At 65.1% G+C, this 24,351-nt stretch carries 22 protein-coding genes and 1 pseudogene; 21 read left to right on the top strand and 2 right to left on the bottom strand.

Features of this window, described 5'->3' with window-relative positions; genetic code table 11:
- Window positions 1-191: 191 nt before the first annotated feature.
- The 16 genes from gyrA to cysM all read left to right on the top strand — a co-directional run bounded on the left by gyrA (window position 192) and on the right by cysM (window position 17,925).
- On the top strand, window positions 192-2,795 hold the full coding sequence (gene gyrA / locus QZM35_RS33135) for a DNA gyrase subunit A (protein ID WP_089424798.1): 2,604 nt from the start codon (window positions 192-194) through the stop codon (window positions 2,793-2,795).
- 83 nt (window positions 2,796-2,878) lie between these two features.
- Window positions 2,879-3,478, top strand: coding sequence for a DUF2059 domain-containing protein (locus tag QZM35_RS33130; RefSeq protein WP_006486966.1), 600 nt, complete (start codon window positions 2,879-2,881; stop codon window positions 3,476-3,478).
- Between the two features lie 155 nt (window positions 3,479-3,633).
- Window positions 3,634-4,716 carry a 3-phosphoserine/phosphohydroxythreonine transaminase gene (serC, locus tag QZM35_RS33125; RefSeq protein ID WP_089424799.1) on the top strand — a complete coding sequence of 361 codons (1,083 nt, stop codon included), beginning with the start codon at window positions 3,634-3,636 and terminating at the stop codon, window positions 4,714-4,716.
- Between the two features lie 33 nt (window positions 4,717-4,749).
- Window positions 4,750-5,832, top strand: a complete 1,083-nt coding sequence (pheA, locus tag QZM35_RS33120) for a prephenate dehydratase (protein ID WP_069247429.1) — start codon at window positions 4,750-4,752, stop codon at window positions 5,830-5,832.
- Between the two features lie 186 nt (window positions 5,833-6,018).
- Window positions 6,019-6,945 (top strand): prephenate dehydrogenase/arogenate dehydrogenase family protein, encoded by a 927-nt coding sequence (locus QZM35_RS33115; RefSeq protein WP_089424800.1) that lies wholly within the window; start codon window positions 6,019-6,021, stop codon window positions 6,943-6,945.
- Window positions 6,946-6,958: 13 nt separating this feature from the next.
- Window positions 6,959-8,263 (top strand): 3-phosphoshikimate 1-carboxyvinyltransferase, encoded by a 1,305-nt coding sequence (aroA, locus tag QZM35_RS33110; RefSeq protein WP_089455808.1) that lies wholly within the window; start codon window positions 6,959-6,961, stop codon window positions 8,261-8,263.
- Between the two features lie 13 nt (window positions 8,264-8,276).
- The gene (gene cmk / locus QZM35_RS33105) at window positions 8,277-8,963 is read left to right on the top strand and encodes a (d)CMP kinase (RefSeq protein ID WP_039343267.1); all 687 of its coding nucleotides are present in this window, start codon (window positions 8,277-8,279) and stop codon (window positions 8,961-8,963) included.
- Between the two features lie 123 nt (window positions 8,964-9,086).
- Entirely contained in the window at window positions 9,087-10,817 is a 1,731-nt protein-coding gene (rpsA, locus tag QZM35_RS33100) for a 30S ribosomal protein S1 (protein WP_011694214.1), read from the top strand.
- A gap of 22 nt (window positions 10,818-10,839) precedes the next feature.
- Window positions 10,840-11,163 (top strand): integration host factor subunit beta, encoded by a 324-nt coding sequence (locus QZM35_RS33095; protein WP_006486894.1) that lies wholly within the window; start codon window positions 10,840-10,842, stop codon window positions 11,161-11,163.
- Between the two features lie 210 nt (window positions 11,164-11,373).
- On the top strand, window positions 11,374-11,667 hold the full coding sequence (locus QZM35_RS33090) for a lipopolysaccharide assembly protein LapA domain-containing protein (RefSeq protein ID WP_021157458.1): 294 nt from the start codon (window positions 11,374-11,376) through the stop codon (window positions 11,665-11,667).
- Between the two features lie 53 nt (window positions 11,668-11,720).
- A complete protein-coding gene (gene lapB / locus QZM35_RS33085; RefSeq protein WP_089424802.1) occupies window positions 11,721-12,893 on the top strand; it encodes a lipopolysaccharide assembly protein LapB in 1,173 nt (390 codons plus the stop codon).
- An 87-nt stretch (window positions 12,894-12,980) separates the two neighbouring features.
- A complete protein-coding gene (locus tag QZM35_RS33080; RefSeq protein ID WP_174976137.1) occupies window positions 12,981-14,381 on the top strand; it encodes a UDP-glucose/GDP-mannose dehydrogenase family protein in 1,401 nt (466 codons plus the stop codon).
- Between the two features lie 7 nt (window positions 14,382-14,388).
- On the top strand, window positions 14,389-15,339 hold the full coding sequence (rfaE1, locus tag QZM35_RS33075) for a D-glycero-beta-D-manno-heptose-7-phosphate kinase (RefSeq protein WP_089424804.1): 951 nt from the start codon (window positions 14,389-14,391) through the stop codon (window positions 15,337-15,339).
- Between the two features lie 63 nt (window positions 15,340-15,402).
- On the top strand, window positions 15,403-16,395 hold the full coding sequence (rfaD, locus tag QZM35_RS33070; protein ID WP_301777536.1) for an ADP-glyceromanno-heptose 6-epimerase: 993 nt from the start codon (window positions 15,403-15,405) through the stop codon (window positions 16,393-16,395).
- Window positions 16,396-16,469: 74 nt separating this feature from the next.
- Window positions 16,470-16,811, top strand: coding sequence for a helix-hairpin-helix domain-containing protein (locus QZM35_RS33065; protein ID WP_089430767.1), 342 nt, complete (start codon window positions 16,470-16,472; stop codon window positions 16,809-16,811).
- A 211-nt stretch (window positions 16,812-17,022) separates the two neighbouring features.
- Entirely contained in the window at window positions 17,023-17,925 is a 903-nt protein-coding gene (gene cysM / locus QZM35_RS33060; protein WP_089424806.1) for a cysteine synthase CysM, read from the top strand.
- A gap of 79 nt (window positions 17,926-18,004) precedes the next feature.
- Here cysM and mltB read toward each other — a convergent pair whose 3' ends face one another.
- A complete protein-coding gene (gene mltB / locus QZM35_RS33055; RefSeq protein WP_089424807.1) occupies window positions 18,005-19,348 on the bottom strand; it encodes a lytic murein transglycosylase B in 1,344 nt (447 codons plus the stop codon).
- Between the two features lie 43 nt (window positions 19,349-19,391).
- Between mltB and QZM35_RS33050 the strand changes: the two genes are divergently transcribed.
- Complete coding sequence (locus QZM35_RS33050; RefSeq protein WP_089430769.1) at window positions 19,392-20,315, top strand: histone deacetylase family protein; 924 nt, start codon at window positions 19,392-19,394, stop codon at window positions 20,313-20,315.
- 30 nt (window positions 20,316-20,345) lie between these two features.
- On the opposite strand, the gene QZM35_RS33045 is transcribed toward QZM35_RS33050, so the two are convergent.
- The gene (locus tag QZM35_RS33045) at window positions 20,346-21,266 is read right to left on the bottom strand and encodes an alpha/beta hydrolase (RefSeq protein ID WP_174976139.1); all 921 of its coding nucleotides are present in this window, start codon (window positions 21,264-21,266) and stop codon (window positions 20,346-20,348) included.
- A 219-nt stretch (window positions 21,267-21,485) separates the two neighbouring features.
- Between QZM35_RS33045 and QZM35_RS33040 the strand changes: the two genes are divergently transcribed.
- The 4 genes and pseudogenes from QZM35_RS33040 to QZM35_RS33025 all read left to right on the top strand — a co-directional run.
- Window positions 21,486-22,520, top strand: a complete 1,035-nt coding sequence (locus tag QZM35_RS33040) for a methionine ABC transporter ATP-binding protein (protein ID WP_089430771.1) — start codon at window positions 21,486-21,488, stop codon at window positions 22,518-22,520.
- Window positions 22,510-23,163 (top strand): methionine ABC transporter permease, encoded by a 654-nt coding sequence (locus QZM35_RS33035; protein WP_011351347.1) that lies wholly within the window; start codon window positions 22,510-22,512, stop codon window positions 23,161-23,163. Before QZM35_RS33040 ends, QZM35_RS33035 begins: the two co-directional genes overlap by 11 nt.
- 29 nt (window positions 23,164-23,192) lie before the next feature.
- On the top strand, window positions 23,193-23,987 hold the full coding sequence (locus QZM35_RS33030) for a MetQ/NlpA family ABC transporter substrate-binding protein (RefSeq protein ID WP_089424811.1): 795 nt from the start codon (window positions 23,193-23,195) through the stop codon (window positions 23,985-23,987).
- 228 nt (window positions 23,988-24,215) lie between these two features.
- Window positions 24,216-24,351, top strand: a pseudogene (locus QZM35_RS33025) (electron transfer flavoprotein subunit beta/FixA family protein); the annotation flags it as partial.

Below are 24,351 nucleotides of genomic sequence, written 5' to 3'. Positions count from 1 at the left end.
GTGATGACGAGTCGGGGGCGATTGCGATGTGCCATTGCGGCCGATTCGCCGACGCCGCGATTTTTGCTATTCATATATAGAGGGGGCGAATTGGCGGCTGATGGGCGCATGTTAGAATCTCGCGTTGCGTTGCGCATGCAGCGCCCACGCGAAAGGCGTTCGCCGTCTTCGCTCCGAAACGATACGGATACATGGATCAATTCGCCAAAGAGACCCTGCCCACCTCCCTAGAAGAGGAAATGCGCCGTTCGTATCTCGATTACGCGATGAGCGTGATCGTCGGACGTGCCCTCCCGGATGTCCGCGATGGCCTGAAACCCGTGCACCGGCGCGTGTTGTTCGCGATGCACGAACTGAACAACGACTGGAACCGCGCGTACAAGAAGTCGGCGCGTATCGTCGGTGACGTGATCGGTAAGTACCACCCTCACGGTGACACCGCGGTCTACGACACGATCGTGCGGATGGCGCAGGACTTCTCGCTGCGCTACATGCTGATCGACGGGCAGGGCAACTTCGGCTCGATCGACGGCGACAATGCCGCGGCGATGCGTTACACCGAAATTCGCATGGCGAAGATCGGTCACGAGCTGCTCGCCGACATCGACAAGGAAACGGTCGATTTCGAGCCGAACTACGACGGCAACGAAATGCAGCCGTCGGTCCTGCCGTCGCGCATCCCGAACCTGCTGATCAACGGCTCGTCGGGTATTGCGGTCGGCATGGCGACCAACATCCCCCCGCACAACCTGAACGAAGTCGTCGACGCGTGCCAGCACCTGCTGGGCAACCCGGAAGCGACGATCGACGAGCTGATCGAGATCATCCCGGCGCCGGATTTCCCGACGGCCGGCATCATCTACGGCGTCGCCGGCGTGCGCGACGGCTATCGCACCGGGCGCGGCCGCGTCGTGATGCGTGCTGCCACGCACTTCGAGGAGATCGACCGCGGCCAGCGGATGGCGATCATCGTCGACGAGTTGCCGTACCAGGTGAACAAGCGCTCGCTGCTCGAGCGGATCGCCGAGCTCGTCAACGAGAAGAAGCTCGAAGGCATCTCCGACATCCGCGACGAGTCCGACAAGAGCGGCATGCGCGTCGTGATCGAGCTCAAGCGCGGTGAGGTGCCGGAAGTGGTGCTGAACAACCTGTACAAGGCGACGCAGCTCCAGGATACGTTCGGCATGAACATGGTCGCGCTCGTCGACGGCCAGCCGAAGCTGCTGAACCTGAAGGAAATCCTGCAGTGCTTCCTGTCGCATCGACGCGAAGTGCTGACGCGCCGCACGATCTACGAACTGCGCAAGGCCCGCGAACGCGGCCACGTGCTCGAAGGTCTCGCGGTCGCGCTCGCGAACATCGACGAGTTCATCGCGATCATCAAGGCCGCGCCGACGCCGCCGATCGCGAAGGCGGAGTTGATGGCGAAGCCGTGGGATTCGTCGCTCGTGCGCGAGATGCTCACGCGTGCCGAGAGCGAGAACGCGGCGGCCGGCGGCCGCTCCGCGTATCGCCCGGAAGGCCTGAACCCGGCGTTCGGCATGCAGGCCGACGGGCTGTACCGCCTGTCCGACACGCAGGCCCAGGAAATCCTGCAGATGCGTCTGCAGCGCCTGACCGGCCTCGAGCAGGACAAGATCATCGGCGAGTACCGCGAAGTGATGGCCCAGATCGCCGACCTGCTGGACATCCTCGCGCGCCCCGAGCGGATCACGACGATGATCGGCGAGGAGCTGACCTCGGTGAAGGCCGAGTTCGGCGACGCGCGCCGCTCGAAGATCGAGCTGAACGCGACCGAGCTGAACACCGAAGACCTGATCACGCCGCAGGACATGGTCGTCACGATGTCGCATGCGGGCTACGTGAAGTCGCAGCCGCTGTCCGAGTACCGTGCGCAGAAGCGTGGCGGTCGCGGCAAGCAGGCGACGCAGATGAAGGAAGACGACTGGATCGAGACGCTGTTCATCGCGAACACGCACGATTACATCCTGTGCTTCTCGAACCGCGGCCGCGTGTACTGGGTCAAGGTCTATGAAGTGCCGCAGGGCTCGCGCAACTCGCGCGGCCGCCCGATCGTCAACATGTTCCCGCTGCAGGAAGGCGAGAAGATCAACGTCGTGCTGCCGGTCAAGGAATTCTCGGCCGACAAGTTCATCTTCATGGCAACGTCGCTCGGCACCGTGAAGAAGACGCCGCTCGAGGCATTCAGCCGTCCGATGAAGAAGGGCATCATCGCGGTCGGTCTCGACGAAGGCGACTTCCTGATCGGTGCGTCGATCACCGACGGCGCGCACGACGTGATGCTGTTCTCCGACTCCGGCAAGGCCGTGCGCTTCGACGAGAACGACGTGCGTCCGATGGGGCGCGAGGCGCGTGGCGTGCGCGGCATGCAGCTCGAGGACGGGCAGCAGGTCATCGCGCTGCTGGTTGCCGGCAGCGAGGAGCAGACGGTGCTCACCGCGACCGAGAACGGCTACGGCAAGCGCACGCCGATCACCGAGTACACGCGTCACGGCCGCGGCACGAAGGGTATGATCGCGATCCAGACGTCCGAGCGTAACGGCAAGGTCGTGGCTGCAACGCTCGTCGATGCCGAAGATCAGATCATGCTGATCACGACGGCCGGCGTGTTGATTCGCACCCGTGTCTCGGAGATTCGCGAGATGGGGCGTGCCACGCAAGGTGTTACACTCATCAGTCTCGATGAGGGTACCAAGCTCTCTGGCCTGCAGCAGATCGCGGAGGCCGAAGAGGGCGAGGGCGAAGCCGACGAGGCGTCGGACGGCGAAGCCTGAAGAACGGATGAGACTCTAGCCGCCGCAGGCGCGAAGCGCCGCGGCCGGCGAGCAACCATTCATATTTCCAAAAGGGAGTGATGATGCAAAAGCAATTCAAGCAACTGGTTCTGCTGGCTGCACTGGTGCCGACGTTCGCGATGGCGCAAGCGCTGTCGAATTCCGCACCGGCAGCTCCGGCAGCAGCTGCGCCGATCGACGCCGACAAGAAGGCAGCGATCAAGGATCTGCTCGACGCGATCGACGCGCCGAAGCTCGTGTCGGCAATCGGCAACAGCGCCGAAATGCAGGCCAAGCAACTCGTCCCGGCAATCCTGTCGGACGCGCTGTCGGAAAACAAGACGCTGAACGACAAGCAGAAGCAGGCTGCCGTTCCGACGCTGCAGAAGAACGCGGTGCCGAAGCTGGTTGACGGCGCAGGCAAGGTGTTCGGCACGCAACAGTTCCAGAGCGACGCGATGTCGGCTCAGTACGACGCCTACGCGAAGTACTACAGCACGTCGGAGATCAAGGATCTGACGACGTTCTACAAGAGCCCGACGGGCCGCAAGTTCATCCAGGTTCAGGATCAGGTCGGTCGCGACGTGGTCAACGGCCTGATGCAGAAGTACATGCCGCAAGCTATCCAGGCAACGCGCACGCAGGCTGACAAGGAAGTCGCAGCAGTCAAGCCGGGCAAGTAAAGCCGTCCGGGCACGCCCCCGGCCGTTCGGCCGGGTTTGGCGGGAGCCTGACGACAGTGCGATAATGGCCGTTTGCGCGCGAGCGCAAGCGGCCATTTCTTTTCTGGCGCGTTCTGCCGGCGGCGAGCCGGTCGCGTCCCTCCGAGGTTTTCACGATGCGCGTCTTTAATTTCTCCGCCGGCCCTGCGGCGATGCCCGAGGAAGTGCTGCGGCAAGCGGCCGACGAAATGCTCGACTGGCATGGCAGCGGCATGAGCGTGATGGAGATGAGCCATCGCGGCAAGGAATTCATGTCGATCCACGAGGCCGCGCTGACCGACCTGCGCGACCTGCTCGGCGTGCCGGCCAGTCACCGGATCCTGTTCCTGCAGGGCGGCGGTATCGCGGAAAACGCGATCGTCCCGATGAACCTGCTCGGGTCGCGCACGACGGCCGACTTCGTCGTCACGGGCTCGTGGTCGCAGAAGTCGTTCAGCGAAGCGAAGAAATACGGCACGCCGCATCTCGCCGCAACCGGCAAGACGGAAGACGGCTTCACGCGTGCGCCCGCGCGCGCCGAATGGCAGCTGTCGGACGATCCGGCCTACGTGCATCTGTGTACCAACGAGACGATCGACGGCGTCGAGACGTTCGAGATTCCCGATCTCGGTGACGTGCCGCTGGTCGCGGATGTCTCGTCGCACATCCTGTCGCGTCCGCTGGACGTCGCGAAGTACGGCGTGCTGTTCGGCGGCGCGCAGAAGAACATCGGGATGGCCGGCGTGACGCTCGTGATCGTGCGCGAGGATCTGCTCGACCGTGCGCTGTCGATCTGCCCGTCCGCGTTCGAATGGAAGACCATCGCAGCGAACAACTCGCTGTACAACACGCCGCCCACCTACGCGATCTACATCGCGGGCCTGGTGTTCCAGTGGCTGAAGCGGCAGGGTGGCCTCGAAGCGATCGAGGCCCGCAATATCGAAAAGGCGAAGCTGCTCTACGACACGATCGATGCGAGCAGTTTCTATCTGAACAAGGTCGAGCCGGCAGCACGTTCGCGGATGAACGTGCCGTTTTTCCTGGCCGACGAAACGCGCAACGAAGACTTCCTTGCCGGCGCAAAGGCGCGCGGGCTGCTGCAGCTGAAGGGCCACAAGTCCGTCGGCGGCATGCGGGCGTCGATCTACAACGCGGTGCCGCTCGAGGGCGTGAAAGCGCTCGTCGAGTACATGAAGGACTTCGAGCAGCGCGGCGCCTGACGGCGGCGCTGTTCAAACAGCACGGCAAAACGCATGGACGACGAACTGAATTCCCGCCTGAAACCGCTGCGCGATCGCATCGATGCGATCGATGCGCAGCTGATCGCGCTCCTGAACCAGCGCGCCGCGGTGGCGCTGGAGGTGGGCGAGGTCAAGAAGCATTTCAACGCGCCGGTGTTCCGGCCGGAGCGCGAGCTGCAAGTGATCGCCCGGCTGCAGGACATGAGCGCGGGGCCGCTCGCGAGCGAGCATATCAGCGCCATCTGGCGCGAGATCATGGCCGCGAGCCGCGCGCTCGAGCAGACGATCCACGTCGCGTTCCTCGGGCCGGTCGGCACGTATAGCGAGCAGGCGATGCTCGAATATTTCGGCCAGTCGATCGAAGGGCTGCCGTGCCCGTCGATCGACGAGGTGTTCCGCTCGGTCGAGGCCGGCGCGTCCGCGTTCGGTATCGCGCCGGTCGAAAATTCGACCGAAGGCGCCGTGTCGCGCACGCTCGACCTGCTGCTGCAGACGCAATTGCTGATCAGCGGCGAACTCGCGCTACCGATCCATCACAACCTGTTGACGCAGAGCGGCACGCTCGACGGCGTGAAGCGCGTCTGCGCACACGCGCAGGCGCTTGCGCAATGTCAGCAGTGGCTCGCGGCGAATGCGCCGCAGCTCGAGCGGCAGGCGGTGGCGAGCAACGCGGAGGCTGCGCGTCTCGCGGCGGCCGATCCGACCGTCGCGGCGATCGCGGGCGACCGCGCGGCCGCACACTACGGCTTGCAGATCGCGTTCTCGCTGATCCAGGACGATCCGCACAACCGCACGCGCTTCGTGATCATCGGCAAGCAGCCGGCCGGGCAGAGCGGTCACGACCAGACGTCGCTGATCGTGTCGGTGAAGAACGAACCGGGTGCCGTGTTCAAGCTGCTCGAGCCGCTCGCGCGGCACGGCGTGTCGATGACGCGCTTCGAGTCGCGTCCGGCGCGCGTCGGCACGTGGGAGTACTACTTCTACATCGACATCGAAGGGCACCGGGACGATGCGTCGGTTGCGGCCGCGCTCGCGGAACTCGGCCAGAAGGCCGCGTTCCTGAAGATACTCGGTTCGTATCCGCGCGCACGCTGATGCGTGGCGGCCCGTGGCCTGTTCGCGCAGGCGTTGCGGCCACGCGGGCAGGGCAGGCCGATCGGTGCTGCCGAAGGCGGGTTCGGGCGGCATCCGGCGCAGGTTGCGCCGGGTGCGGGCCCGTGGCCCGGAATCTGGAATTCCGCGTGCGGGGCGTCGTCCTGCGCGCGTAACTTGGCTCTAGTCGTGTCAGGCTTTGCATTCAACAAACTGGTCATCTTCGGCGTCGGCCTGATCGGCGGATCGCTGGCCCGCGCGCTGCGCGAGCGCGCGCCGGGCGGCGCGGGCGAGGTTGTCGGCGTGGGCCGTTCGCGTGCTTCGGTCGAGCGTGCGCTCGCACTCGGCGTGATCGACCGCGCGGCGGCGCTCGACGACGACGCGCAATTGCGCGACGCGCTGACGGGTGCCGATCTGGTGCTGCTGGCTGCACCTGTCGCGCAGACGGGCCCGCTGCTCGCGCGCATCGCGCCGTGGCTTGAAGCGGCGACGATCGTCACCGATGCAGGCAGCACCAAGTCCGATGTCGTTGCGGCCGCGCGCGAAGCGCTCGGCGCGCGGATCGCGCAGTTCGTGCCGGGTCACCCGATCGCCGGCCGCGAGTCGAGCGGCGTCGAGGCCGCGTTGCCGGATCTGTACGTCGGCCGCAACGTCGTGCTGTGCCCGCTGCCGGAGAACGCACCCGAATCCGTTGCGCGGATCGATGCGATGTGGCGTGCAACGGGCGCCGACGTGCGCACGATGAGCACGGAGCAGCACGATCGCGTATTCGCGTCGATCAGTCATCTGCCGCACGTGCTGTCGTTCGCGCTCGTCGAGCAGATCCTCGGCGAGGCCGACGCGGAACTGAAATTCTCGTACGCGGCGGGCGGCTTCCGCGATTTCACGCGCATCGCGGCGTCGAGTCCGGAGATGTGGCGCGACGTGTGCGTCGCGAACCGCGCGGCGCTGCTCGATGAGCTCGATGGCTACACGCGCGTGCTCACGCGGCTGCGCGCGGCGATCGACGCCGGCGACGGCGCGGCGCTCGAAGCGGTGTTCACGCGCTCGCGCGCTGCGCGCAAGGCATGGCAGGAGCGTGGCGGTACGCCCGCTGCCGAACCGGTCAAGAAATAACAGGACGATTCCCATGGACTATCTCGATCTCGGCCCGTACTCCAGCGCATCGGGCACCGTGCGCCTGCCCGGCTCGAAAAGCATTTCGAACCGCGTGCTGCTGCTCGCGGCGCTTGCCGAAGGCGAAACGACGATCACCAACCTGCTCGATTCCGACGACACGCGCGTGATGCTCGACGCACTCGGCAAGCTCGGCGTGAAGCTCGCGCGCGATGGCGACACCTGCGTCGTGATGGGCACACGCGGCGCATTCACCGCGAAGACGGCCGACCTGTTCCTGGGCAATGCGGGCACGGCCGTGCGGCCGCTGACCGCCGCGCTCGCGGTGAACGGCGGCGACTATCGCGTGCACGGCGTGCCGCGCATGCACGAGCGGCCGATCGGCGACCTCGTCGACGGTCTGAGGCAAATCGGCGCGCAGATCGACTACGAGCTGAACGAAGGCTACCCGCCGCTGCGGATCAAGCCGGCGAGCATTTCCGTCGACGCGCCGATCCGCGTGCGCGGCGACGTGTCGAGCCAGTTCCTCACGGCGTTGCTGATGACGCTGCCGCTCGTGAAGGCGAAGGACGGCAAGATCGTCGTCGAGGTCGATGGCGAGCTGATCTCGAAGCCGTACATCGACATCACGATCCGGCTGATGGAGCGCTTCGGCGTGACCGTCGAGCGCGACGGCTGGCAGCGCTTCGTCGTGCCGGCCGGCGTCCGCTATCGCTCGCCGGGGCGGATCATGGTCGAGGGCGACGCGTCTTCCGCGTCGTACTTTCTCGCGGCCGGCGCGCTCGGCGGCGGCCCGCTGCGCGTCGAAGGCGTGGGGCGGGCGAGCATCCAGGGCGATGTCGGCTTCGCGAACGCGCTGATGCAGATGGGCGCGAACGTGACGATGGGCGACGACTGGATCGACGTACGCGGCATCGGCCACGACCACGGCAAGCTCGAGCCGATCGACATGGACTTCAACCTGATCCCCGATGCGGCGATGACCATCGCGGTCGCGGCGCTGTTCGCGAACGGCACGAGCACGCTGCGCAACATCGCGAGCTGGCGCGTGAAGGAAACCGACCGCATCGCCGCGATGGCGACCGAGCTGCGCAAGGTCGGCGCGATCGTCGAGGAAGGCCCCGACTACCTCGTCGTCACGCCGCCGGAAAAGCTCACGCCGAACGCGGCGATCGACACGTACGACGATCACCGGATGGCGATGTGCTTCTCGCTCGTCAGCCTGGGCGGCGTGCCCGTGCGGATCAACGATCCGAAGTGCGTCGGCAAGACGTTCCCCGACTATTTCGACCGCTTCGCCGCGCTCGCCAAAGCCTGACCCCACTGTTCTGATGAAATCGACCCGACCCTTTCACCCGACTCCCGTCATCACGATCGACGGCCCGACTGCTTCCGGCAAGGGCACCGTCGCCGCGCTCGTCGCCGCGCATCTTGGCTTCCACCTGCTCGACAGCGGCGCGCTGTACCGGCTCGCCGCGCTCGCGAGCGTGCGCTATGGCATCGAGGCTGAGGACATCGACGCGCTGGTGAAGCTGATCGACGATCTCCACATCACGTTCCGCGAAGGCTGCGCGCAGCTCGACGGCGTCGATGTGTCGAACGACATCCGCGCCGAAGCGGTCGGCAACCGCGCGTCGGCGATCGCCGTGCACGGGCCGGTGCGCACCGCGCTCGTCGCGCGCCAGCGCGCGTTCCGCAAGACGCCGGGCCTCGTTGCGGACGGGCGCGACATGGGTACCGTGATCTTCCCGGACGCCGTGCTGAAGGTGTTCCTGACGGCCAGCGCCGAGGCGCGCGCGACCAGACGGCATAAGCAATTGATGCAAAAAGGTTTTTCTGCTAATATAGATGACTTGCTCCGGGATCTTCGTGAACGTGACGCGCGCGACAGCAATCGCGCGGCCGCGCCGCTTAAGCCCGCAGCAGATGCCAAGCTGCTCGATACGTCGGCGCTTTCGGTCGATGAAGCGGTCGACCAGGTGCTGCAGTGGTACCGGGCGCTCGGCCAGCCGGCCTGAGAAGGCGGGCAGCGGTAGGTGTTCCGTGCGTAATTGCGGAGCGTGTTTCGAACCCTTAACCCCGTGTGGACCTCGATCTGGCCCTTTCAGCCTGCCATTCCGGCCGGCGTGGCACAGCGATCCATGCACAATCAGATTTTTATGTCCGACCTGCAAACCTCTACCCCGAATACTGAATCTTTCGCGGCTCTGTTCGAAGAGTCGCTGACCCGCCAAGACATGCGCGCCGGCGAAGTGATTTCCGCCGAAGTCGTGCGCGTCGACCACAACTTCGTGGTCGTCAATGCAGGCCTGAAGTCCGAGGCTTACATTCCGATCGAGGAATTCCTGAACGATCAGGGCGAGGTTGAGGTGCAGTCGGGCGATTTCGTGTCCGTCGCGATCGACGCACTCGAAAACGGCTACGGCGACACGATCCTGTCGCGCGACAAGGCGAAGCGCCTTGCATCGTGGCTGTCGCTGGAAAAGGCGCTCGACAACAACGAACTCGTCACCGGCACGATCACCGGCAAGGTGAAGGGCGGCATGACCGTGATGGTCAACGGCATCCGCGCGTTCCTGCCGGGTTCGCTGGTCGACACGCGTCCGGTCAAGGACACGACCCCGTACGAAGGCAAGACGCTCGAGTTCCGCGTGATCAAGCTCGATCGCAAGCGTAACAACGTCGTGCTGTCGCGTCGTGCAGTGATCGAAGCAACCCAAGGCGAAGAGCGCGCGAAGCTGCTCGAGACGCTGAAGGAAGGCGCGATCGTCAACGGCGTGGTCAAGAACATCACCGATTACGGCGCGTTCGTCGACCTCGGCGGCATCGACGGCCTGCTGCACATCACCGACATCGCATGGCGTCGTGTGCGTCACCCGAGCGAAGTCCTGTCGGTTGGCCAGGAAGTCACCGCGAAGATCCTCAAGTTCGACCAAGAGAAGAACCGCGTCTCGCTGGGCATCAAGCAACTGGGCGACGATCCGTGGGAAGGCATCTCGCGCCGTTACCCGTCGGGCACGCGCCTGTTCGGCAAGGTCACGAACATCACCGACTACGGCGCATTCGTCGAAGTGGAATCGGGCATCGAAGGCCTCGTCCACGTGTCGGAAATGGATTGGACCAACAAGAACGTTGCGCCGTCGAAGGTTGTCCAGCTGGGCGACGAAGTCGAAGTCATGGTCCTCGAGATCGACGAAGACCGTCGTCGTATCAGCCTCGGCATGAAGCAGTGCAAGCCGAATCCGTGGGATGACTTCAGCCGCAACTTCAAGAAGGGCGACAAGATCACGGGCGCAATCAAGTCGATCACCGACTTCGGCGTGTTCATCGGTCTGCCGGGCGGCATCGACGGCCTGGTTCACCTGTCGGACCTGTCGTGGAGCGAAGCTGGCGAAGAAGCGGTTCGCAAGTACAAGAAGGGCGACGAAGTCGAAGCAATCGTCCTCGGTATCGACGTCGAGAAGGAACGTATCTCGCTCGGCATCAAGCAGCTCGAAGGCGACCCGTTCAGCAACTACGTTGCAATGAACGACAAGGGCTCGATCGTCGACGGCGTCGTGAAGACGGTCGATGCGAAGGGTGCGGTCGTTACGCTGACGGGTGACATCGAAGGCTACCTGCGCGCGTCGGAAATCTCGCAGGATCGCGTGGAAGACGCACGCAACGTGCTGAAGGAAGGCGACAAGGTCAACGCGATGGTGATCAACATCGATCGCAAGTCGCGCGGCATCAACCTGTCGATCAAGGCGAAGGATTCGGCTGAACAACAGGAAGCGATCCGCGGCCTGCAGTCGGACTCCAGCGCTGCTGCGACCGGTACGACCAACCTCGGCGCGCTGCTGAAGGCGAAGCTCGACGGCCAGAACCAGTAAGCCTCACGAGGTCTGCTGAAGTATGACCAAATCCGAGTTGGTCGCGCAGCTGGCATCGCGATTTCCGCAACTTGTCCTCAAGGATGCGGATTTCGCGGTGAAAACGATGCTCGATGCGATGTCTGACGCCCTGGCGAAAGGGCATCGCATTGAAATTCGGGGTTTCGGCAGCTTTGGCCTCAACCGTCGCCCGGCGCGCGTCGGACGCAACCCGAAGTCAGGGGAGAAAGTGCAGGTGCCCGAGAAGTTCGTGCCGCACTTCAAGCCTGGCAAGGAATTGCGCGAACGCGTCGACGGCCGCGCCGGTGAACCGCTGAAGGCTGATGATCCGGACGACGAGCGTTAAGCGTCATCCGGTTTGCCCGGAACCTATCCGGCGAAGGCTGAAAAGAAAAGCGCCCCTTGCGGGCGCTTTTTTCATTTCCGGCGATCATCGCGCAACGGCGGCACGCAGGATCTGCGCAGCCGCGGAAACGCATCCTTTACAATACGGGTCGATTCGGTGCGACGAAGGGGAGTCGCGCGCCGCGGCAAACCTCAACAAAGAGAGGGCTTCATGAAGTTTATCGTCTGGCTGATCCGGGTATTGGTGTTCGTACTGCTGCTGGTGCTTGCGCTGGCCAATACGCAAACCGCGACGCTGAATTTCGTTGCCGGCTATTCATGGCAAGCGCCGCTGATCCTGATCGGCCTGGCGTTCTTCGCCGTGGGGCTGCTGGCCGGCTTGCTGTCCGCGCTGCCTTCGATCTTCCGCCTGCGTCTCGAGAACGGGCGCCTGAAGCGCGATTTGCGTGCGGCGCGCGAAACGCCGGCCGTCATCGACCAGCCGCCGATGCCGCCCGTCATTTAACACGGACGCCGCGCGATCATCGCGCGGTTTTCGTCTCTGCTTCGATATTTCGCATGGATCTGGATTTCTGGTGGTTGCTCGCGATTCCGGTTGCGTTCGCGCTCGGTTGGGCGGCGTCACGCTATGACCTGAAGAATCTCCTGTCGGAGAGTGCCAACCTGCCGCGCTCGTATTTTCGCGGCCTGAATTTTCTGTTGAACGAACAACCCGACAAGGCGATCGATGCGTTCATCGAGGTCGCCAAGCTCGATCCCGAGACGGTCGAGCTGCACTTCGCGCTCGGCAACCTGTTTCGCCGCCGCGGCGAGACCGATCGCGCGATCCGCGTGCACCAGAACCTGCTGAGCCGCACGGACCTGCCGGTCAACGAGCGCGACCACGCGCTGTACGAGCTCGGCCAGGATTTCCTGAAGGCCGGGCTGCTCGATCGTGCCGAAGAGGCGTTTCACAAGCTCGCCGACGGCGATTACGCGCTCGGCGCGCAGCGGGCGCTGCTGACGATCTACGAGATCGAGAAGGACTGGAACAAGTCGATCGATACGGCGAAGCGCATCGAGTCGATGAGCGACAAGCCGCTTGGCGTCGAAATTGCCCAGTTCCACTGCGAACTCGCGCAGGACGCGCTGCAGCGAAAGAACGCGGCAGCGGCCGCCGAACAGCTGCGCCTGGCGCTGGCCGTGAACCCGCAGAACGTGCGCGCGACGGTGCTGTCCGGCGACGCGGCGGAAGCCGAGGGCAACCACGCGGCTGCGATCGAGCACTGGAAGCGCGTCGAGGCGCAGAATCCGGCGTATCTGCCGCTCGTCGCCGACAAGCTGATGAAGGCGTACGTCGCGCTCGGCAAGCATGCCGAAGGCGCCGAGCTGCTGATGGGGTATATCGACCGCTATCCGTCGAACGACCTGCTCGACATCGCGTACCAGCACATCGCTGGGTTGCGCGGCCAGGATGCCGCGCACACGCTCGCGCGCACGCAGATGGAGAAGTCTCCGAACCTGTCGGGGATGTTGCATCTGCTCGATGCGCAAATCGCCGCGGCCGACGAACCGCGTCGTAAGGAACTTGAAATGATGCGTGCGCTGATCAAGCAGCGCACGAAGAATCTGCCACGGTATACGTGCCAGAATTGCGGTTTCCGGGCACGGCTCTTCTATTGGCAGTGCCCCGGATGCAGCGGCTGGGAAACCTATGCGCCGCGCCGCGTCGAACCTGCGATGCCGGGCTGATCCCGGCGAGCGGAAACGCGCTGCGGTTGTCGCCGGGCTCGTCCCGGCGGCCAAGTTAGTCAATTACCGGGAAGTACCGGAACATCTATGAAAATCACCATCATCGGCACCGGCTATGTCGGTCTCGTCACGGGCGCCTGTCTCGCGGAGATCGGTCACGACGTCTTCTGTCTCGACGTCGATCAGCGCAAGATCGACATCCTGAACAACGGCGGGATGCCGATTCACGAACCGGGGCTGCTGGACATCATCGCGCGCAACCGCGCGGCGGGGCGCCTGCGCTTCTCGACCGATATCGAGGCGAGCGTCGCGCACGGCGAGATCCAGTTCATCGCCGTCGGCACGCCGCCCGACGAGGACGGCTCGGCCGACCTGCAGTACGTGCTCGAAGCCGCACGCAACATCGGCCGCCACATGACGGGCTTCAAGGTGATCGTCGACAAGTCGACAGTGCCGGTCGGCACCGCGCAGCGCGTGCGCGGCGTGGTCGACGAGGCGCTTGCCGCCCGCGGTCTGGCAGGCAGCGTCGCGCATCGCTTCTCGGTCGTGTCGAACCCGGAGTTCCTGAAGGAAGGCGCCGCGGTCGAAGACTTCATGCGTCCGGACCGGATCATCATCGGCGTCGACGACGACGAGACGGGCACGATCGCGCGCGAGAAGATGAAGAAGCTTTACGCGCCGTTCAATCGCAACCACGAGCGCACGATCTACATGGACGTGCGTTCGGCCGAATTCGCGAAATATGCGGCGAACGCGATGCTCGCCACGCGCATCTCGTTCATGAACGAGATGTCGAATCTGGCCGACAAGGTCGGCGCCGACATCGAGGCCGTGCGCCGCGGGATCGGCTCCGATCCGCGCATCGGCTATCACTTCCTGTACGCCGGCGTCGGCTACGGCGGCTCGTGCTTCCCGAAGGACGTCCAGGCGCTGATTCGCACGGCCGGCGAGAACGGCCAGCCGCTGCGCATCCTGGAGGCCGTCGAGGCGGCCAACTATGCGCAGAAGGACGTGCTGATCAGCAAGATCGAGCAGCGCTTCGGCGCCGACCTGACCGGCCGCGAGTTCGCGGTCTGGGGCCTGGCGTTCAAGCCGAACACCGACGACATGCGCGAGGCGCCGAGCCGTCGCCTGATCGCCGCGCTGCTCGAACGCGGCGCGACCGTGCGTGCGTACGATCCGGTCGCGGTCGACGAGGCGCGGCGCGTGTTTGCGCTCGATTTCGGCACCGATCCGGACGCGCTGGCGCGGCTGCATCTCGTCGAGACGCAGGACATCGCCGTGACGGGCGCGGACGCGCTCGTGATCGTGACCGAGTGGAAGGAATTCCGGAGCCCCGACTTCACGCGCCTGAAGGCCGAACTGAAGGCGCCGGTGATCTTCGACGGTCGCAACCTCTATGAGCCGGATGCGATGGCCGAACTGGGCATCGACTACTACGCGATCGGCCGGCCGTATGTCGATCCCCAGTCGTCCACCCGTGGCTGACCACACGATGAATACTCTCCGCGAAGTCGTTCCGGTGCCGCGCGAGCAGATCGCGCGCTCGCGCGTGCTTGTCGTCGGCGACGTGATGCTCGACCGTTACTGGTTCGGCAACGTCGATCGCATTTCGCCTGAGGCACCGGTGCCGGTCGTGCACGTGCAGCGTCAGGAAGAGCGCCTCGGCGGTGCGGCCAACGTCGCACGCAACGCCGTGACGCTCGGCGGCCAAGCCGGATTGCTGTGCGTCGTCGGTTGTGACGAACCCGGCGAGCGGATCGTCGAGCTGCTCGGCAGCAGCGGCGTGACGCCGCATCTCGAGCGCGACCCGGCGCTGCCGACCACGATCAAGCTGCGCGTGCTCGCGCGCCAGCAGCAACTGCTGCGCGTCGACTTCGAGGCGATGCCGACGCACGAGGTGCTGCTCGCGGGGCTCGCGCGCTTCGATGCGCTGCTGCCGCAGCACGACGTCGTGCTGATGTCGGATTACGCGAAAGGCGGCCTGACGCACGTCACGACGATGATCGAGAAGGCGCGTGCGGCCGGCAAGTCCGTCCTCGTCGACCCGAAAGGCGACGACTGGGCACGCTATCGCGGCGCGTCGCTGATCACGCCGAATCGCGCTGAACTGCGCGAAGTGGTCGGGCAGTGGAAGTCGGAAGACGATCTGCGCGCGCGCGTCGCGAAGCTGCGCGCGGAACTCGACATCGACGCGCTGCTGCTCACGCGTTCGGAGGAAGGGATGACGCTGTTTTCCGCCACCGGCGAACTGCACGCGCCGGCGCTCGCGCGCGAGGTGTTCGACGTGTCGGGCGCGGGCGATACCGTGATTGCAACGGTCGCGACGATGCTCGGCGCGGGCGTGCCGCTCGTCGACGCCGTCGTGCTCGCGAATCGCGCGGCAGGCATCGTGGTCGGCAAGCTCGGCACGGCCACGGTGGACTACGACGAACTGTTTCACTGAGCGCATGCGGTGGCGCGACGAGCGCGCCGCACGCATGGCTCGCACTTTTCAGGCAGGACGATCATGACCCTCATCGTCACCGGCGCAGCCGGTTTTATCGGCGCGAACATCGTCAAGGCGCTCAACGAGCGCGGCGAAACGCGCATCATCGCAGTCGACAACCTGACGCGTGCGGACAAGTTCCGGAATCTCGTCGATTGCGAAATCGACGACTATCTGGACAAGACGGAATTCGTCGAACGTTTCGCGCGCGGCGATTTCGGCAAGGTACGCGCGATTTTCCACGAAGGCGCCTGTTCGGACACGATGGAAACCGACGGCCGCTACATGATGGACAACAACTTCCGCTACAGCCGCGCGGTGCTCGACGCCTGCCTCGCGCAGGGCACGCAGTTCCTGTACGCGTCGTCGGCCGCGACCTACGGCGGATCGACGCGCTTCGTCGAGGAGCGCGAGGTCGAGGCGCCGCTGAACATCTACGGCTATTCGAAGTTCCTGTTCGACCAGGTGATCCGTCGCGTGCTGCCGACCGCGAAGAGCCAGATCGCCGGCTTCCGCTATTTCAACGTGTACGGCCCGCGCGAGACGCACAAGGGGCGCATGGCGTCGGTCGCGTTCCACAACTTCAACCAGTTCCGTGCGGAAGGCAAGGTGAAGCTGTTCGGCGAGTACAACGGCTATGCACCGGGCGAGCAGACGCGCGACTTCGTGTCGGTCGAGGACGTGACGAAGGTGAACCTGTTCTTCTTCGATCATCCGGAGAAGTCGGGCATCTTCAACCTCGGCACCGGCCGTGCGCAGCCGTTCAACGATATCGCTTCGACGGTCGTGAACACGCTGCGTGCGCTCGACAACCAGCCGCCGCTGACACTCGCGCAGCAGGTCGAGCAAGGGCTGATCGAATACGTGTCGTTCCCCGACGCACTGCGCGGCAAGTACCAGTGCTTCACGCAGGCCGATCAGACGAAGCTGCGCGCGGCCGGTTACGACGCGCCGTTCCTGACCGTGCAGGAAGGCGTCGACCGCTATGTGCGTTGGCTATCTGGCCAGGTTTAAACGGAAGCGTTGCATCGATAGACTGGGTCTCACGGTCGGCAGCCGCCGGCCGTTTTTCATCGGAGATCCAGCACATGATCAGGAAATGGTTGGCCGCAGCGGCAATGCTCGGCACGATCGCGTCGGCCTGGGCGGCCGTTGACGTCAACACCGCGAACGAGGATGCGCTCGTCGGCATCAAGGGCATCGGCCTGGCACGGGCGAAGGCGATTCTCGACGAACGCGGCGCACGCGGTCCGTTCAAGAATGCGGAAGATCTCGCGTCGCGCGTGAAAGGCATGGGCGGCCATACCGTCGAGCGGCTTCAGCGGGAAGGCCTGACGGTCGGTGCGGCCGGCACGGGTGCCACGCCGCCCGCACCGGGCAAGCCGCCCGGCAAGCCCGCGGCCCCACCTGCCCGCACGGCACAGAAGTAACGCGACGCGCGCGACCGACAACGAGCTCCTTCAGTCGCCGTCATTGCGACGGCTTCCCGCGGCATGCCGCGGGTTTTTTGCGTGGGCGCGGTGTAGGCGGCGGCGTGTTGCACGGCACGCGTATTCCATCGTCGCAATGGGGTTGCCGGCGTGAGCAGCGGTGCTGGTTTACAATTGATCGATTGATCGGCCTCGTACTCACGGTATCTCCATGGCTTACAAAACTATCGAAGACACGATCGGCAATACGCCGCTCGTCCAACTGGTCCGCTTGCCGGACGATGAAATTCGCGCGCGCAACAACGTGGTGCTCGCGAAGCTCGAAGGCAACAATCCGGCGGGTTCCGTGAAGGATCGTCCGGCACTGTCGATGATCAGCAAGGCCGAGGCGCGCGGGCGCATCAAGCCCGGCGATACGCTGATCGAGGCGACGAGCGGCAATACGGGTATCGCACTTGCGATGGCAGCGGCGATCCGCGGCTACAAGATGGTGCTGATCATGCCGGAGGACCTGTCGGTCGAGCGCCGCCAGAGCATGGCTGCCTACGGCGCCGAAATCATCCTGACGCCGGTGAAGGGCGGGATGGAGCTGGCACGCGATCTCGCGGACCAGATGCAGCGCGAAGGCAAGGGCGTGATCCTCGACCAGTTCGCGAACCCCGACAATCCGATTGCGCACTACGAAGCGACCGGCCCGGAAATCTGGCGCGATACCGAAGGGCGCATCACGCACTTCGTGTCGGCCATGGGCACGACGGGCACGATCATGGGCACGTCGCACTATCTGAAGGAACAGAATCCGGCAATCGAGATCGTCGGTGCGCAGCCGGAAGACGGTTCGCGCATTCCCGGCATCCGCAAGTGGCCGGAAGCGTACATGCCGACCATCTTCGATCGCAGCCGCGTCGACCGCGTCGAGAGCGTGAGCCAGGCCGCGGCGGAAACGATGGCGCGCCGGCTCGCGTCGGTCGAAGGCATCTTCGCGGGCATTTCGTCGGGCGGCGCATGTGAAGTCGCGATGCGCATCGCGCGTCAGGTCGAGAATGCGACGATCGTGTTCATCATCTGCGATCGCGGCGACCGCTACCTGTCCACGGGCGTGTTTCCTGCCTGAACGCAGGCAGGTGCGCGCAACGCGCGTGCGATAAAAAAAGCGCCGCTAGTGCGGCGCTTTTTCTTTGAGCGGTTGGTGCTTATTGCGATTCGGTGTCGGCGGTGGCCGGCTGAAGTGCGCCGCTCGCTTCCATCTGCGCCTTCACCGCCTCGCCAAGCTGGTACACGGTGAGCGCGTAGAAGAAGCTGCGGTTGTAGCGCGTCAGCACATAGAAATTCTTGAGGCCGAGCATGTACTCGGTCGCACGCCCCGGCGACGGCAGGTCGACCACCGTCACGGGGGTACCGCCTTCGGTCGTGATGTTGACCGTCGGCTCGTTCAGCGTCATGCCCGCGCGCAGCAGTTGCGACAGCGCCCAGTGCGGTTCGGGCTGGCCGTCGGCGGCGGCCTGGGCGATCCCCAGGCTGCCCGTGTCGGGCGTGATCTGCCAGACCACCGGGCGGTCGGTTTCCCAGCCGTGCTGCTTCAGGTAGTTCGCGACGCTGCCGATCGCATCGACGGGACTGCTGCGCAGGTCGACATGGCCCGTGCCGTCGAAGTCCACCGCGTATTCGCGGATGCTGCTCGGCAGGAACTGTGGAATCCCGATCGCGCCTGTATACGAGCCGAGCACGGTGGTCGGGTCGAGCTGGTTGTCGCGCGTCCAGACCAGGAAATCCTCGAGGTTCTTGCGGAACGTCGCCTGGCGGCTGTCGCGATTCGGCGTATCCGGATAGTCGAACGTGAGCGTCGTCAGCGCGTCGAGCACGCGGAAATTGCCCATGTAGCGGCCGTAGATCGTCTCGACGCCGATGATGCCGACGATCACCTCGGGCGGCACGCCGAATTGCTCGGACGCGCGCTGCAGCGTTGCCTGGTTCGCCTTCCAGAATTTCACGCCCGCGTTGATGCGGATCGGCTCGATGAAGCGCGAGCGGTAGACGCGCCAGTTCTTGACCGTCGGCGACGGGGCCGGCTTCACGAGCTTGACCGCTGTCGCCGAATAGCTGATGCGCGAGAACAGCGCATGCAAGCTGGCGGAGTCGAAGCCGTTGCGGCTGACCATCTCGTCGATGAACGCATCGACCTTCGCGTTGTTCGCGTAACGCTGCGGAACAATTTCCTCTTCGAAGGTCTGGCCTTGCGGCGTCGGCTGCTGCGGCTGGGCCTGCGCGACGAGCTTGCCCGTGGACTTCGCGGGTTGCGTCTGCGCGCCGGCAGGCGCGGTGCCGAGGGCCGCGACCACAGCGGCCGCGACGAGCGGCACGCGAGTACGGAACAGCGCGGAGAGAAGGGCGGCAGGCTTGCTGGAATTCATGTCGAAGCGGGCGGACAAGGCGATTGGGTTCGGCGCAGTATACCCGACGGATCCGGCGCGCCGGGGCGTGGCGGGCCCCCGTTGTGGTAAGTTAGCGGCGAATTCGCGGCAGACGATGGACATCATTGATGGAGACCTGCGGCGCACCGTGCGCCGCGGATGACAGCTTATGGCAACCGCTTTCTACACGCACCCCGACTGCATGCTGCACGAGATGGGGGAATGGCATCCGGAATGCCCGGCCCGCCTGTCGGCGATCCAGGACCAACTGATCGCGAGCCGCATCGACGACCTGATCGTGCACGAAACCGCGCCGTTCGCGAGCGAGGTCGCGTTGGGCCGGGTGCATACGCAGGCGCACATCGACTACATCCGGAGCATGACGCCGGTCGACGGTTACGTCGAGATCGATCCCGATACGCTGATGAACCGCGATACGTGGCGTGCAGCCCTGCGCGCGGCCGGTGCCGCGATCGCGGCGACCGACGCGGTGATCGAAGGCCGCTATGCGAATGCGTTCTGCGGCGTGCGCCCGCCTGGCCACCATGCGGAGCCCGCGCGTGCGATGGGTTTCTGCTTCTTCAACAACGTCGCGATCGCCGCGCGGCACGCGCTCGACGTACACGGTCTGGAGCGCGTGGCGATCATCGATTTCGACGTGCATCACGGCAACGGCACCGAGGCCGCATTCGCGAATGACGAGCGCGTGCTGATGTGCAGCTTCTTCCAGCATCCGCTGTACCCGTTCACGGGCGCCGATCACCAGGCGCCGAACATGGTCAACCTGCCGATGCCCGCGCGCAGCAACGGGATGGCGATCCGCGAAGCCGTCGACATGTTCTGGCTGCCGCGCCTCGATGCGTTCAAGCCGCAGATGCTGTTCGTGTCGGCGGGTTTCGATGCGCATCGCGAGGACGATATCGGCAACCTCGGCCTCGTCGAAGCCGACTTCGAATGGCTGACCGCGCAGATCGTCGACGTGGCGCGCCGGCATGCGCAGGGCCGCATCGTGAGCTGCCTCGAAGGCGGCTACAACCTGTCCGCGCTCGGGCGCAGCGTCGTCGCACACCTGCGCGTACTGGCCGGGATCTGATTGCCGATTGACCGGCCGGGCCGGGCGCGCTCAGCGCGCCGGCACGCGTGCGTGAATCCACGCGATCAACGCGTCGATCACGCGATCGCGTTCGAGATCGTTCATCGTTTCGTGAAAGCCGCCTTCGTATAGCGTCAGCGTGCGATCGGGCGAGCCGACGCGCGTGCCGAACGCCCGGCTGCCGTCGGGCTCGGTCAGCTTGTCCTCGGTCCCGTGATAGACGAGCACCGGAACGCGCAGCCCGCCGCGGCCGCTTTCGATGCGCGCCATCGCGTCGAGAATCTCCGCGCCAGTGCGCGCGGGCACCGCGCCGTGATGCACGAGCGGATCAGCACGATTGGCCGCGACGATGGCCGGATCGCGCGACAGCAGTGCTGCATCGATCCTGATGGCGGGGAAGGTCGGCCAGACGCGGCTGATGACGCGGCTCACCGCGAGCATCCAGCGTGGCACGTCGCGCCCCGGCGCGAGCGCCGGGCTCGACAGCACGAGGCCTGTCAACGCGTGGCCGCGCGTCGGCGCGCGTTCGATCGCGTACAGCGCCGCGACCGCGCCACCCATGCTGTGCCCCATCAGGAACAGCGGCGAATTGCCGCGCGCCGCTTCGGCGACCAGCGCATCCGCATCGTTCAGGTAGCCGTCGAAGCGCTCGACCCACGCGCGCTTGCCGGGTGACTGGCCGTGCCCGCGCAGGTCGATCGCGAGCACGTCGATGCCGGCCGCATTCAGCCGGCCGGCGAGTGCGGCATAGCGCCCCGCGTGTTCGGCAAGACCGTGAACGAGCGCGATCGTCGCGCGCGGCGGCGTGGAGCCGTCGCCGGCGGCCCACCGGTACGATGCCAGTTCGAGCCCGTCCGCGGTACGCAGCCGGCCCATGGTCGGCGCGGGCGGCGACGAAGGCGCCGGTCCGGCGGTGGCGGGTGCGGCGGCCGGCGTAGTGGTGGCGGTCATCTGGCGTGTCCCCTGTTAGTTGGCATGTGTGTTCCGGATCATAGTCGCGGCACCGTCGCGGCGCGCCAGCGGTGCTCCTCTAATTTCGTGCGGTTATGAAAAGATCGAAATCGATTATTAAGGGGAATGAGGGGTTTGCGGTAAAATCGACGGTTATTCCAGATGCATCGGCGGCCGACTGGCGGGCCAACTCGCCAGCCGGGCCGCCGTTTTGTTTACATGATCGAATTACGCAATCTTTCGCAGCGATTTCCCGGGCCGGGTGGCTGGGTCGAGGCGCTGCGCAACATCAACCTGACGATTCCGCAGGGTGAGGTGTTCGGCATCATCGGCCGAAGCGGCGCCGGCAAGAGCACGCTCGTGCGCACCATCAACCTGCTCACGCGGCCGACCGAAGGCAATGTCGTCGTCGGCGGGCGCGATCTCACGCTGCTGCCGGCCGGCGCGCTGCGCGAGGCGCGCCGCGAGATCGGCATGATCTTCCAGCACTTCAACCTGCTGTCGTCGCGCACGGTGTTCGACAACGTCGCGCTGCCGCTCGAACTGGCCGGTGCAAGCCGTGCCGAGATCGAGGCCGCCGTGCTGCCGCTGCTCGACCTCGTCGGGCTGTCCGCGCAGAAGGATCGCTATCCGTCGCAGATCAGCGGCGGGCAGAAGCAGCGCGTCGGCATCGCCCGCGCGCTCGCGAGCCGGCCGAAGGTGCTGCTGTCGGACGAAGCGACGTCCGCGCTCGATCCCGAGACCACGCGCTCGATCCTCGACCTGCTGAAGCGCATCAACCGTGAGCTCGGCCTGACGATCGTGCTGATCACGCACCAGATGGAAGTGATCAAGCAGGTGTGCGATCGCGTCGCGGTGCTCGATGCGGGGCGCGTGGTCGAGGAGGGCCGCGTGATCGACGTGTTCCTGCAGCCGCATCACGAAGTGACGCGCGCGCTGATCGGCGACGTGATCGCGCAGGAATTGCCGCCCGCGCTGAAGGTGCGCGTGGCCGAGCGGCTGAAGACGGGCAGCGGGCATTTGCTGCGGCTCGCGTTCACGGGCTCGGGTGTCGACCAGCCGATCCTGTCGGAGACGATTCGCCGGTACGAACTCGATTTCAACATCCTGCATGGCCAGATCGACGAGATCCAGGGGCAGGCATTCGGTTCGCTCGCGGTCCTCGCTGGCGGCGAGCCGGGCAAGGTCGGGCAGGCGCTCGCGTTCCTGCGCGAGCAAGGTGTGGTGGTAGAGGAGCTTTCGTATGTTGAGTGAGATGTTCGATATGTTCGTGCAGTCGTTCTGGGAGACGCTGATCATGGTCGGCATCTCCGGAGTGGTCGGCGCGCTCGTCGGCCTGCCGCTCGGCGTGCTGCTCTACCTGACCGACCGCCAGGGCGTGCTGCAGAATCTCGCGGTGAATCGCGTGCTCGGCGGCATCGTGAATGCCGTCCGCTCGACGCCGTTCATCATCCTGCTGGTCGCGGTGATTCCGTTTACGCGGCTCGTTACGGGGTCGTCGATCGGCACGGCCGCGGCGGTCGTGCCGCTGACGCTCGCGGCCGCGCCGTTCATCGCGCGTCTCGTCGAGACGGCGTTGCGCGAAGTCGACCGCGGGCTGATCGAGGCTGCGCAATCGATGGGCGCGACCACGTCGCAGATCGTCTTCAAGGTGCTGCTGCCCGAGTCGCTGCCGGGCGTCGTCGCGGGCCTGACGATCACGTTCGTGTCGCTGGTCGGCTATTCGGCGATGGCGGGCGCGATTGGCGGTGGCGGCCTCGGCGATCTCGGGATCCGCTATGGTTACCAGCGCTATCTGCCCGAAGTGATGTGGACGGTGGTCGCGATCCTGATCGTGTTCGTGCAGATCGTGCAGTCGTTCGGCGACTGGCTCGTCCGCCGGCTGAGCCACAAGTAAAACAAGATTGATCCGTCAGGGGACTCTCGATGCAACGACGCTTCATGCTGAAATTCGCGGCAGCACTGGGCGCGGCCGCGCTGTTCGCGGGCGCGCAAGCGCAGGCCGAAACCATCAAGGTGGGCGTGACGGGCGGGCCGCACGCGCAGATCATGGAAGCGGTGAAGAAGGTCGCGGCGAAGAGCGGCCTCGACATCCGCATCGTCGAATTCTCCGATTACGTGCAGCCGAACGCCGCGCTTGCGTCGGGCGACCTCGATGCGAACAGCTACCAGCACGATCCGTATCTGCAGGCGCAGGTGAAGGATCGCGGCTATAAGCTGGTCAAGGTTGCGGATACCGTCACGTTTCCGATGGGCATCTATTCGAAGCGCGTGAAGTCGCTGGCAGAACTGAAGCCGGGCGCACGCATCGCGGTCCCGAACGATCCGACCAATGGCGGCCGTGCGCTGCTGTTGCTGCAGAAGCAGGGCCTGCTGAAGCTGCGCGCGGACGCGGGGCTGAAGGCGACGCCGCTCGATATCGTCGACAATCCGCGCAAGCTGAAGATCGTCGAACTCGATGCGGCGCAGATTCCGCGCTCGCTCGGTGACGTCGACGCGGCTGCGATCAATACCAACTACGCGATGGAAGCGGGGTTGAAACCGAAACAGGACGCGATCGCGATCGAGGGCCCGAACGGGCCGTACGCGAACATCCTCGCGATCCGCGAGGCGGACCGGAACAAGCCGTGGGTCGCGAAACTGGTCGCGGCCTACCATTCGGCCGAGGTGAAGCAGTTCATCGAAGGCAAGTTCGGCGGCGCGGTCATTGCCGCCTGGTAACAGGCGAAGCACGGGACGCCCGGCGAGATTAGAGTCGATGATCGAAAACCCGGGCTTTGCGTCCGGGTTTTTTCTCTTTTAAAATAGAACGACCGTTCGCTATCATTGGCGCGTCGCCAAGAAGCGGTATCCTCGACAACCACGAAGGTTGGGTCCGCTTGGCCGCGCAGTCATGAGGCCTCGCTATAGAATGGCCTCTGGTCGTATTCGTAACTTTGGAGCGTGTGCATGAAAATCCTGGTGCCAGTGAAAAGAGTGGTCGATTACAACGTGAAGGTCCGCGTGAAGTCGGACAACACGGGCGTCGACATCGCGAACGTGAAGATGTCGATGAACCCGTTCGACGAAATCGCGGTTGAAGAAG

This window comes from Burkholderia sp. AU45274 (genome assembly GCF_030482505.1).
Classification (GTDB): domain Bacteria; phylum Pseudomonadota; class Gammaproteobacteria; order Burkholderiales; family Burkholderiaceae; genus Burkholderia.
The sequence above is the reverse complement of the archived record's forward strand: the minus strand, read 5'-3'. Positions and strand labels throughout refer to the sequence as shown.